11 protein-coding genes are annotated in these 11,512 nt (G+C 45.7%); 10 read left to right on the top strand and 1 reads right to left on the bottom strand.

The features are described from left to right. Nucleotides 1-518 precede the first annotated feature (518 nt). On the bottom strand, nt 519-1,109 hold the full coding sequence (locus B3K42_RS04255) for a transposase (protein WP_292597050.1): 591 nt from the start codon (nt 1,107-1,109) through the stop codon (nt 519-521). A 436-nt stretch (nt 1,110-1,545) separates the two neighbouring features. On the opposite strand from B3K42_RS04255, the gene B3K42_RS04260 reads away from it, so the two are divergent. The 10 genes from B3K42_RS04260 (at nt 1,546) to B3K42_RS04305 (ending at nt 11,281) form a co-directional block, all read left to right on the top strand. Then, nucleotides 1,546-1,902 (top strand): HEPN domain-containing protein, encoded by a 357-nt coding sequence (locus tag B3K42_RS04260; protein ID WP_258367086.1) that lies wholly within the window; start codon nt 1,546-1,548, stop codon nt 1,900-1,902. Nucleotides 1,903-2,004: 102 nt separating this feature from the next. After that, nucleotides 2,005-3,165 (top strand): IS110 family transposase, encoded by a 1,161-nt coding sequence (locus B3K42_RS04265; RefSeq protein WP_110989706.1) that lies wholly within the window; start codon nt 2,005-2,007, stop codon nt 3,163-3,165. A gap of 91 nt (nt 3,166-3,256) precedes the next feature. Next, nucleotides 3,257-3,634: a nucleotidyltransferase family protein gene (locus B3K42_RS04270; RefSeq protein WP_110989707.1), complete on the top strand. Its 378-nt coding sequence runs from the start codon at nt 3,257-3,259 to the stop codon at nt 3,632-3,634. A 208-nt stretch (nt 3,635-3,842) separates the two neighbouring features. Further along, the gene (locus B3K42_RS04275; RefSeq protein ID WP_110989708.1) at nt 3,843-4,094 is read left to right on the top strand and encodes a DUF2442 domain-containing protein; all 252 of its coding nucleotides are present in this window, start codon (nt 3,843-3,845) and stop codon (nt 4,092-4,094) included. Nucleotides 4,095-4,339: 245 nt separating this feature from the next. Next, nucleotides 4,340-5,194, top strand: a complete 855-nt coding sequence (locus tag B3K42_RS04280) for an ABC transporter ATP-binding protein (protein WP_110989709.1) — start codon at nt 4,340-4,342, stop codon at nt 5,192-5,194. Continuing rightward, nucleotides 5,184-5,954: an ABC transporter permease subunit gene (locus B3K42_RS04285; RefSeq protein WP_110989710.1), complete on the top strand. Its 771-nt coding sequence runs from the start codon at nt 5,184-5,186 to the stop codon at nt 5,952-5,954. The genes B3K42_RS04280 and B3K42_RS04285 overlap by 11 nt, the downstream gene beginning before the upstream one ends. Before the next feature lie 1,694 nt (nt 5,955-7,648). Continuing rightward, on the top strand, nt 7,649-8,023 hold the full coding sequence (locus tag B3K42_RS04290; protein ID WP_110989712.1) for a GntR family transcriptional regulator: 375 nt from the start codon (nt 7,649-7,651) through the stop codon (nt 8,021-8,023). Next, complete coding sequence (locus B3K42_RS04295; protein WP_110989713.1) at nt 8,005-8,877, top strand: ABC transporter ATP-binding protein; 873 nt, start codon at nt 8,005-8,007, stop codon at nt 8,875-8,877. The genes B3K42_RS04290 and B3K42_RS04295 overlap by 19 nt, the downstream gene beginning before the upstream one ends. Nucleotides 8,878-8,895: 18 nt before the next feature. Beyond that, nucleotides 8,896-9,654 carry an ABC transporter ATP-binding protein gene (locus tag B3K42_RS04300; protein ID WP_110989714.1) on the top strand — a complete coding sequence of 253 codons (759 nt, stop codon included), beginning with the start codon at nt 8,896-8,898 and terminating at the stop codon, nt 9,652-9,654. Beyond that, nucleotides 9,611-11,281: a putative ABC transporter permease subunit gene (locus tag B3K42_RS04305; protein ID WP_110989715.1), complete on the top strand. Its 1,671-nt coding sequence runs from the start codon at nt 9,611-9,613 to the stop codon at nt 11,279-11,281. Before B3K42_RS04300 ends, B3K42_RS04305 begins: the two co-directional genes overlap by 44 nt. Nucleotides 11,282-11,512: the final 231 nt, after the last annotated feature.

Genomic DNA, 11,512 nt, shown 5'->3' on the forward strand with positions numbered 1-11,512 from the left:
GTCTTTTTGACTCTCCTTTTTGTTTTGAGAAACCGTGGTACGTGGTAGCAGGTAGGGGGTTCGTAAGAACAAGAGAAACTGGTTGACCGTTGAAAGGTTCTCCGTTCTCAGAAAAGAACGGTTACAAGTTCCAAATTGTGAGTTGCATTGCGAAAAATTCGTTCCAAACGGATGTAGGGGCGTGCGGCGGCACGCCCGCTATTAAGAATCAATCTTCCCAAGGATAGAGATCATCCTCTTCAATAGTTGAACGAACCAAATTCTAGCCAGAATTATGCAAGAATGACGGGAAGGACTGTCATCCCGAACTTGTTTCGGGATCTGGGTTTTTGAGAAACCGTGGTACGTGGTAGCAGGTAGGGGGTTCGTAAGAACAAGAGAAACTGGTTGACCGTTGAAAGGTTCTCCGTTCTCAGAAAAGAACGGTTACAAGTTCCAAATTGTGAGTTGCATGTGCGAATAGATTCGATCCAAACGGATGTAGGGGCGTGCGGCGGCACGCCCGCTACTGTGAACGATCAATCTTCCCAAGGATAGAGATCGTCCTCTTCAATAGTTGAACGAACCTGATTTGTCTTTCTGTCGGGATTCTCTCTATCTATCTGCCATCTCAAGGGGTTATTCACAATGTACTCACGAATTCGATTCTGTTCTTTCTCACTGCGGATGACATGTTCATAGTAATTTCGTTGCCAAATAGATTTCCCGGGCGTGCCGTGCAGTTCGTTCGCTCGAACCGTTGCAGCTGCTTTGAAACGCGATACGAAAGAACCAATCGTCTTTGCTTTCATAGCCCTTCTTTCTGCTTCCAAACATTCACTGACAATCTGCCTTTCGCCTCTATGTATCGCTACAATTGCGTGCAGGTGATTTGGCATTATCACAAACGCATCTAGTTCGATTTCCTTTCTGACTTCTGCAGATCTTAGCCACTCTTCAACAACGATTTTGCCAATGCTACTCAAGATTACTCTGCCATCAACCATAGTTCCCAACAAACACTGCCTACGATACGTACATATTGTCAAGAAATATGCTCCGGTTCGAGAATAATCATACTCCTTCAGTCTAATTGACCGCCTTTCTATAAGTCTCTCATTGTGTTCCAAAACGCAACCCTCCGAGATCTTTTCCTCTCACGGGCGAACGGCCGTTCGCCCCTACAATAGATTCGCATAATCGTCTGGAATTGTCATCTGGTAGCAGTCTATCGTAAGTCCCTCACTGCGTCTTCCCGAAGCAAATGTGCCTTTGCGCAAATCAATCCTATTCGGTTTTCATAACCCGGTTTTGATAACCCGTTCTTGCTAACCCGCATCTTATAACCCGATATTCACGTTTTCTTGTCGGAGGACGGCGAACCCTTAACGATCAACCCGGACTTTCAGCGTACAGCGTTTTCTTCCAAGCGTTAAGCGGCTATTCTGCCCGCATAGCGAAACTGGCCTTATCAGAGGTGAGACTAACCGCATGCAGTGTGACTGGCCGCCAAAGGTTACTAGCCTCTCTCTAATAATGCTATAATCAAGATTGGGAGGAATATCCATGCCTGACAGATCACTGGATTGGTTACGTCAAGCAAAAAGGGACCTTGAACATGCGCGAGAGTCTGTTGTTAATGGCAAACACGAATGGGCATGCTTTGCGGCACAGCAAGCAGCTGAAAAGGCAGTAAAGGCTCTCCATCTTTCTTTGGGACAGGAAGCGTGGGGACACATGGTAAGCAGACTTATTCAAGACCTCCCTGAGGGAATTGACTTGCCCGAAGAGTTATTGGATAAGGCGAAAATTCTTGACAATTCATACATACCTGCGAGATATCCAAATGGTCATCCTCGTGTATTGTCAAAAGAGAGAGGGTATAGAATGAGGGTAGAGGGAGTAGCCAGTGGTCATCCTTAGGCTTAGAGCCTGTATGTCAGATTGGGCACCCTTCTTAACACGATTGAGAGTAATGGTCGAAAAGACCGCACCTTGTACGAGGTTGTGAAAGGAGGAACCCTCATGTTATATGTAGGAGTCGACATATCCAGTGAAAGTTTTGACGTTTGTTTCTATTTACCAGAGAAGAAGAAAATGAAAAGCATGAAGTACAAACAGGACAGGGAAGGTTTTAGGGAATTTCTAAAGAAGCTAAATACTTACAAGGACGAGAAACAAGTCGGAATGGAAGCTACGGGTTCGTATCACAGCAACTTGTACGGATTTCTTAGGAGCAAAGGGATAGACGTACAGCTTCTCGATCCGTATACCCTTAGCAAATTCATGAAGGCTATGAGCAGGTCAAAGACAGACAAGAAAGATGCAAAAAGCATAGCAGTTGCAATGTACAGGATATTCGATCTGCTGAGCGTTTCTCAAGTACCAGAGGAAGAGATGTCAGCATTCAGGGATTTAGTTAGGATGAGAAGCACTGTAGTAGCAAACTGTTCTGATCTTCAAAGAAAACTGAAGAGCAAATTGAAGATTCATATGCCTGAGCTTCTTAAGACCTTCAGATCCGTTAGTTCACCTGTGCTGTTGCATCTGTTGAGTGTATATCCATCCAGAGAAGAGATACTTGCCAACGAGGAAGATGCAGTCAAATTGCTCAGCTCTCACAGAAACTGGAGTGAAAAGAAAGCGAGAGAGGTTATCGATTCACTCAAAGACTCAATAGGCAAGCCAGATACCTTTGGAACCTACTCAACGATTACCAGCACATTCATAGCTGAAATTAAGCTTCTCAAAGACCACGTGGAAGCCCTGAATGAGGAAATAAAGAGGTTTCTCCGGAAGTTCCCTGACAATCCCCTAAGAACCATACCAGGTATTGCTGAAGTCACAGAAGCCGAAATCGTATCTGAAGTAGGCGACATAGACAGATTCTCTTCTGGGAAAGCCTTTGTATCGTACATAGGCCTTGATCCTGTTATTAAGCAGAGTGGTAACATGACTCGTGGCCTTTCAATTTCTAAGAAGGGTAACAAACATCTACGAAAAACCTTCTACCAGTTAGCTAAAAACCTGATCACAAACACTGAAAAGTACAGGAACAAATACGAGAAGATGAAAGAGAGGGGGGTGAAAAAGAAGGTGGCCCTAACAGCAACTGCAAGAGCTGCAGCTGAAATGGTCTACCAACTTTTGAAAAACAACGTTCCATTTGACCTTTCACTCTCATAATTTTCCTAATTCTATACTTGACAACTTAGAGTAACTGAAGGCTCTCCTTTTGAGTATTTCGGAAGGAAGCAAAGTGAGGAGGCTATTGCATATGCCGGTGAGATTGTTGAATTCGTCAGTAATGAAATGGCCAAGCAAAGAGGCTGTAGTTGAATCACTTGCTAAGTGGTCGGAAGCATTGAAGCGGGATTCCAACATTCTCAGCATCGGTTACTTTGGTTCCTACGCTCGGGGCGATAATGGAGTGGGAAGCGATCTTGATGTGATTATCATAATGGAAGACTCCAAAGTCCCTTTCGGGAAGCGAGGAATAGAATGGGATTTGGCGATGTTACCGGTTCCGGTCGATCTTCTGATCTACACTCTAGACGAGTGGAATGAACTAAACAAAGAACTGTCTTACTTCATTAAAAGATTGAGAGAAGAAGTTAAGTGGATCTTCATGAAAGATGACTCATTGAACCTGTAGAAAGGATCTTTGTTTCGATCAATCTCACTGATGTTATCGGTGGAAGTTAGAAACCCCTGCTTGTTGACGAAGTGCTACGGGCTACGCATAGCGTGAATTGCTTGCGTTAGCTGTCTTCATTCTGAAGAGCTTATGGCCAACTGGAAGCTTGTAACAAATGGTGAACTTCCATTCAAAGTAGATTCTCTTAGATGACGGAGGTACTGACATGAACATTGAAGTGAAGTCCATAAAGCATTGCAAGCCATATGAATTCATTCTCGAATTTAACAATGGGGAAGAAAGAGCAATAGATCTTGAAGGAATCCTTGACAAGGGCAGATTCGCGGAACTGAGAGATCCAAAGATCTTCTGCTCGGCCAGAATAGCTTTCGATACAATAGAATGGTGTAATGGGCTGGACATCTGCCCAGAATACCTTTTTGAGCATTCAAAACCCGCACCAAATATTCCAGACTAATCTGCTAATCAAAATTTCCCTATCGTCATTCATCAGTTGAGTTTCGGCATAGCGGAGAGGCAGTTCTTTAGAACTCCCGACAAATTTATGCAGACAAATGGTCGTTCGTCTATACACACAGACTGATCTTCTCCACCATCCAGTAAAGCCTCTGTAGGGATCTCGATCTTTTGGACACTCACCTTGACAACTAACTGTATTAGTTGATATAGTACAGTTAAGATAGTCAATGAGGAGTGGTTTCAATGTTAGACGAAGCGATCGAAGTAAAAAACCTTAGAAAGAACTACGGAGATTTCGAGGCTGTAAAAGGGATAGACCTTTTCCTTGTACCCGGAAAGGTCAACGCTCTTCTGGGACCAAACGGCGCCGGAAAGACTACAACTCTAAAATCAATACTTGGTCTTGTTCATTATTCAGGAGAGATAACGATCCTTGGAGAGAAAATCGATGTCACCCGGGAGAGAATCTCATTCGTTCCCGAAGACAAAAGCTTCTATGACAGCCTGACTCCGGAGAAGGCAATCAAGATGTGCTCTCTGCTGATGAGCAACTTCTCTGCAGATAAGGCCGCAAAGCTCATGAAAGAGTTTGATCTTCCAATGAATAAAAAGATATCTGCCTTTTCCCACGGAATGAAGACATCCACTTATCTTGCAATAGCAATGTCTCAGGACGCTGACATCTTCATCTTTGACGAACCCACGTGGGGTCTTGATCCACTCCGGAGAGACGAAGTTCTTGAGATGATAAAGAACCTATCCCTGAATGGAAAGACAGTACTTTACACCTCTCACATCATTCCCGAGGTAGAGAAGATCGCCGATGTTTTCTCTATCATGTACAAAGGAGAAATACTGTATACCGGAGAACTGAAGGGATTGGGTTCAAGATTCTCTCTCTTCAATCTTCCCCCTGAAACAGCTATTGACAGCAAAGCTTTTTCGGCCGTCGTAAGAGAAGGCAAGGCGACAAAGGTCTTGACTGACGACTCGGAGAAAATCAGAGAATTGAGAAAGATAGACGGATCAAAGGAAGAAGTGGTAGATCTTGAATCCTTCTTTGGAACTCTGGTAAGGGGGAATAAGCATGTTCTATAAGGAAATCCGTGAAATGAAATTGAGAGTAATAATCATGTTCGTCGTTTTGCTAGTCTCATTGGTATCAACTATAGCTCTTAGACCTTATGCAGCGCAGATGATGGAAGAGATGACCGCTCAACTCGAAGAGATGCCTGATTTTCTTAAGAATCTTATGGGAGACGTTTCAGGTCTCACGAGACTCAACGACGACAACTACTATCTGTTGAGTCAGTGGCACGGAAAGAATTACGGGCAGTTCCTTCCCTTCGTCGTTCTGCTGATCACCTTCCCCATATTTGCAAAGGAATTCGATAAGAAGACGATATACTTCTTGCTTTCAAGAAAGAACAGGAACGAAGTCTTCAGGACGAAGTATCTTGCGGGACTCGGAGCCGTACTGATAATAACCGCAGTCTTGTCCTTGCTTGGTCCAGTAGCAATGAATCTCGCCGGTTACAGCATGGCGTTTGCCGATACACTGAAAGTGCTGCTCCAGCAGCTGGTCGGAGTCACATTCTTCTACTCTCTCTTTACGATGATTTCTATAATGAGTAGAGATCAGGTCAAACCGGTCGTCGCCGGAATAGTAATAGTTCTAGGATTGCCCATACTTGGAATGATTGATGCACTCTCCTGGCTGAATCCATATCCTTTTATACTGGGATCGAGTGTGGCGCAGAAAGGAACTATTGACTGGATCTATCTGGTCTCATTGCTTGCAGCGACGGTAGTGCTAACAGTAATTGATTACAAGGTCTTTGAAAAGAAAGAAGTTTAAATTCAGCCGCTTTCGGCGGGGTGAAGAACTGCCAAGAGAGGGCGGTTGGCGCAAGGCCAGGAAAAGCATCCTGTGACGCAACGCCTGCTTCACGGAGAAAGGCTAGCTCTTCGCCATTCATCGAGACAGAGATCTGAGAAAAAGGAAGCTCAAGAACCTTCTTCAATCTAATCGAAGGACCGGAGCGCGACTTTCAACGAAAGTCTAGGAGAGGGTTTCCGTTTCTCACAGCGTTCAGCGGCCAGCGGTTCATTACAGCGTTCAGCGGATCTTTTCGGTGAAGCTCTCGACGATGAACTTTCTCGTTAATCATGGTCCCGGCTCGAGAGCTCCTCACAACCATAATCAGGAGCTAAATACCACCAATATACTAATTCTTGCTCGATTGCTGTATCTAGCTCTTGATGATTCTGATCTTAAATCCTCCCTTGAGAGAGGAGGGCCACGAAGTGGCGGAGGGTGTCTCTGAAGGAACGAATGCGAGATCGAGAGAGCGAGAAGACGCTTTGAAATTGAGACGAAGCTTCGCTTCGAGAAAGATGATAATCGATACTACCAAGAGCAACTAGAGAAAGCAGATCATGTATAGTATCACTGCAGGATGACAGAAGAAAGGAAGCAAAGAATTCGGTTGTGCCAAGAGCCCATCATCTCAACCATAAGTCAGGAGTTAATGAGAAATCATGTGATACTTCTTCTCCCTTGACAGTATATGCTGTGTTTGGCTCGTGATGATCCTGATCTCAAATCCTCCCTTGAGGGAGGAGGGCCACGAAGTGGCGGAGGGTGTTAGTCTTTGAGGGTAAGACGAGTCTCCCCCACATGAGATAGACCTGGCATGGTAGATCAACAACTGATGACTCGTAAGCAAATGATACCCGTTCAATTTCGGACAGGTGGATCGATGTAAGATGCTCTTCAAAGAGCACACTCCCCACTGCAAGCGGCCCTCCCGCTCAAGCAGGGATTTAGATCAAGAGCAGAAGAGCGGTTCATCGTTCCGACACTTCGTGTCCATGTTCTTAGTTAAGAACCACGAGATGATGAGAGAGCACGAGACAGATGAGATGAGATCCAGTTTGAGCCTCTCAAGCGGGGATTTAAGATCGAGAGCGCAGAAGCGCATGAAACCGCGTCTATTTGATAATGATGACAACTCTGGAACTAAGAAACAGGATGATTGAGCTCCAAAGGTGATATGGTAATGATGATCTCTCGAGAGGATACGACATCTCTATTATCGATGGAGTGCGCCTAACCGGTCTTATCGGAGAACGCTGGACCGTTTACAGATAACGGATCTTGGGTGCTAGATCCCTTGAATCCCCCAAGCAGGAGCATTTTGGGGCAGGCTCCACGGGATGAGAATCATGAAGAAGAACTCTCGCCTTCTCGTGAGCGCAGCGAACCTCTCGAATATGTTCTTTCTCGGCTTTTCAAAGCGACCAGCGGGTCCTTGCTCTCAAGCGTTCAGCGGATCTTTGCGGCGGTTCCATCGTCGACGGGGTGTGTTCTCTTGAAATCTTCACACTCTCAACCGTAAGAGGTATTCTCCTTCAAAGGAGGACCATAGATTAAATTCAGTTGTAGAGAAAAGCCGACATTTAGTAGAGTACGCAAAGCCGAATTGACCTAGTAGTGTTTGTGCTATTGCACGCAACGCGACTCTGGAAAGCCGTACGGAAGGTGATAATGTGTGGTTTGACATTGATATAAGATCCCCATTACCGATCTACGATCAAATCAAGAGGGGGGTGAAGGAGGAGATCCTCAAGGAGAGACTTAAGGAAGGAGATCCTCTTCCCTCAATCCGTGAAATGGCCTCTCAAATCAGGGTTAATCCTAACACTGTTGCCAGAGCCTACAGAGAACTCGAGATGGAAGGCCTGATTATGGCAAGACAGGGATTGGGGTATATAGTAGTCAGTGACAAAGATCAGGTAAGAGACTCCGTCTTTGAAAGTCTATTTACTGAGCTTAGGGAGCCCATCCTGCGTTTGAAGAAGTCGGGAATTTCTCTGGAAAGGCTCCTGGAGGTGATTGAGAAGATATGGAAAGAAATGAATTGACGCTGGATATACAGAACCTTGAGAAGACTTATAAGGGCAATGTTGAGGCCGTTCGCGGGATCGATGTCAAGCTGGATAAACAACGAATCTACGCGCTGCTTGGCCCAAATGGAGCCGGCAAAACGACAGTTCTGAAATCCATACTGGGATTGATCAATTACTCTGGATCGATACTTGTTCTTGGAAAACCCATTGATGAGGTCAGAGAAATGATCTCGTTCGTTCCTGAGGAGAAGAATCTTTGTGAAACTCTGGACATAGAGAAGACTCTCAAATTGAATCGCAGAATTTCGAGCAGATTCGATGAAACCCAAGCGCGCAAGTATATCGCACACTACAAACTTCCCTGTACAAAGAAGATTAGAACCTTCTCAAACGGCATGAAGACAGCGATATACATCTCATTAGCTCTTTCAACCGACGCAGATCTATATATACTGGATGAGCCGACCTGGGGACTCGACCCAATCATGCGAGACGACACCCTGGAGTTCATAAGAGAGAAGGTCATTCTCGGAAAGACTGTACTGTACACGTCCCATATAATCCCTGAAGTCGAAAAAATCGCAGACGAATTCTTCATTATGATAAATGGGAAGGTTAAGTATTCCGGTGATCTCGACGGAGTCAAAGAAAAATACAGAATTGTCAGGATGCCCTTTGACAAAGAGCAACTCGACAATTGTACGGACTGTCTGGCGGCAGCAAAGGAACTTAACAGACTTTCGATAATCGTCGAAAACTCAGAGGCAATGGAAAGATTTTATAAAACAGACGAGGCAACCATTTCGATCCCCGATCTTGAAGACTTCTTCCAGATACTTGTTAGGAGCGAGAATGGCAATTCCGTTTGAGTTCAGGAGGTTAGTACCGTGATAGAGATTAGAAACCTTACGAAGATTTATAGTGGCAGTGTCAAAGCAGTTGATAGCGTTTCCTTGACGGTGAACAAAGGTGAAGTATTCGGCTTTCTCGGACCAAACGGAGCCGGCAAGACCACAACGATAAAAATGATAGTCGGTTTGCTTCAGCCGACATCCGGAAGTATCTCTATTGACAATATCGATGTAGTTTCTCAGCCTGTGGAAGCGAAGATGAAGATTGGTTACGTTGCTGACGAACCACTGGTTATGGAGAAAATCACAGGAGTTCAATATCTAAACATGATTTCCGACGTTTTCCAGCTGCCGCCCAAAACGAGAACAGAAAGGGCCGCTAGACTCCTGCAGAATTTCAAGCTTTCAGACGCAGTCAAGGATCCCGTTTCGACGTACTCACACGGCATGAGACAGAAGCTCTCCTTAGTCGCGGCTCTAATTCACAATCCGGATCTGTGGATACTAGACGAACCTATAGTCGGTCTTGATCCGGAATCGGTCTTCATCCTCAAACAGATGATGAGGAATCATGTGAAGGCGGGAAACACGGTCTTTTTCTCTACTCACGTGATGGAGGTCGCCGAGAGAATCTGCGATCGCATTGGAATTATTAACAATGGAAAACTAGAGTTCGTGGGCACCGTGGAAGAGCTGCGAAAACTTCGAGGCAGGGGAAGCCTGGAAGAACTATTCCTGGAGGTGACTGGTAGTGAGACTGAAAATGGTGATTTCTCTTACCTCGACGCTGATTAGTTCTCACTACAACATTCCAAGATCTCTATACCACTTCAAGAGAAGGGAAAGGCTCTGGGAACCGGCCCTGATAATCGGTGTCATACTCCTACTGGGCTTGACTCTCGGACCGCTTTACGGAGGTTTGCTCAACACGATGTACGATCAGTATGAAGCTTCCGGACTGAGATCGCTCTTTCTGGCAGGACCTTTCCTGATTGCAAATCTCTTTGGATTCATCTTTGGGGTCTTCCTTATGATAAGCACCTTCTTCTTCGGCGACGATATGCGCGTTTTGATACCTTTGCCCATGAAATCGACAGAAGTACTTATGTCGAAGTTCCTCGTAGTCTTGATGGACCTTATGTTGATCTCACTTGCCATAATTCTTCCAGCATACATCCTGTATGGCGTGCGATCCTCGGCAGGAATCGGATACTGGATCTTCATGGTGATTGTCTTTCTCCTAAGTCAGGTGTTGCCGATAATGCTTTCCGCGATAATCGTCCTTCCTCTCTCGAGGCTGTTTAGATTCAGAAGGCACAGAGATAATATGGTTTATCTCTTGAGCGCACTCATTTTGGTGGGAGTGCTTATCTTCATCTCCATCACTAGCCGCGTTGATCCGAATATGAGCGCCGAGGAGTTCGCAAAGATCTTCTCGAGCGAGGATGCGATACTGAACAAAACGGCCGGGGCATACCCTCCCACTATTTTGGTTACGAAGGCCCTGAGCAGACCCTTCTTTGAGGGATTGTTGTGGCTTCTTGCATTTATTGGTCTTCACGTGGTTGCTCTCGGAGTCTTTCTCTTCTTCGGCGACAAGTTCTACTACTCGGTCTATTCAAGCCTTCAAGAGAATTTCGCCAGACGGTCAAGACTAAAAGAAGGCGAGATAGCCGATCTTATGGGCGTACAACAAACGAAGTTCTCCGCGCTGTACAGAAGAGAATGGTGGTACTTTCTGAAGGTCCCGGCATTCGCGTTCAACGGATTTGGGAATGTTCTGGTCTTTCCAATTCTGCTCGTTATAGCGGCCGTTGCTGGCCAAACGGACCAGTTAGGTCAGATGCTGGACCAGTTTCAAGATTACAAGCCACTCTTTGTTCCCGTCGGCGCACTGGTCGCAGCCGTTGCGGGCGGAATTAACGGGCTCGCCTCCTCCATGTTCAGCAGAGAAGGAGATTTGATCAGGGAACTTAAGGCTCTTCCCGTTGACGTAAATGAAATTGTGAAAGTCAAATTTCTTCATATCGAGACGCTGAGTTTGATAGGACCGGCATTCGGCGCAGTCGCTCTTAGTCTTATCCTTGGTCTGTCTTTCGTAGAAGCGCTTGTTGTATTTGCTGTCGGAGCATTGACTCTCACATTCTTGAACATTCTACAAATGATAATCGACTCGATAAAGCCGATCCTTGAATGGGAGAACCCTCAGAGAGCCATGAAGCAGAACGTTAACGTCGCACTTTCGATTCCGGTCGTCTTTGGTTACGTGGGCGGTCTTGGATATCTCGCATTCTTGCTGAAGGACACCATATCCGGGACAATAATGACCATCATATTGACCGCAATCGCTTTAGTTGGTATTGTAGTCACGTGGCCTGTGCTTATGAAGAGAGCGAACAGGCTTTTCGTGAGGGATTTGTGAAAAGGAGTGAGGTTCGGGGTTGCGGGTTCGTGGTAGGAAGAGCAGGAGAACTCGTTGTCCGTTGAACAGCTCTCCGTTCGCCGAGGAGACCCCGTTCTTCGTTCCAGAGCGAGGATCTGTTCCTTGTTCTTGGTTAAGGTCAAGAACCAAGAGCTCGAGATTCTGAAACAAGTTCAGAATGACGGTATGTGACGTTTTCGGGAAGGGTGCCTAGATGCTGAAACAAGTTCA

The sequence above is a fragment of the Mesotoga sp. UBA6090 genome (assembly GCF_002435945.1).
Lineage (GTDB): Bacteria > Thermotogota > Thermotogae > Petrotogales > Kosmotogaceae > Mesotoga.

Bases quoted from the DNA above. Each gene is read 5' to 3' on its own strand.
- B3K42_RS04260 (WP_258367086.1), top strand. From the start codon at position 1,546: ATGCCTGACAGATCACTGGATTGGTTACGTCAAGCAAAAAGGGACCTT.
- B3K42_RS04265 (WP_110989706.1), top strand. From the start codon at position 2,005: ATGTTATATGTAGGAGTCGACATATCCAGTGAAAGTTTTGACGTTTGT.
- B3K42_RS04270 (WP_110989707.1), top strand. From the start codon at position 3,257: ATGCCGGTGAGATTGTTGAATTCGTCAGTAATGAAATGGCCAAGCAAA.
- B3K42_RS04275 (WP_110989708.1), top strand. From the start codon at position 3,843: ATGAACATTGAAGTGAAGTCCATAAAGCATTGCAAGCCATATGAATTC.
- B3K42_RS04280 (WP_110989709.1), top strand. From the start codon at position 4,340: ATGTTAGACGAAGCGATCGAAGTAAAAAACCTTAGAAAGAACTACGGA.
- B3K42_RS04285 (WP_110989710.1), top strand. From the start codon at position 5,184: ATGTTCTATAAGGAAATCCGTGAAATGAAATTGAGAGTAATAATCATG.
- B3K42_RS04295 (WP_110989713.1), top strand. From the start codon at position 8,005: ATGGAAAGAAATGAATTGACGCTGGATATACAGAACCTTGAGAAGACT.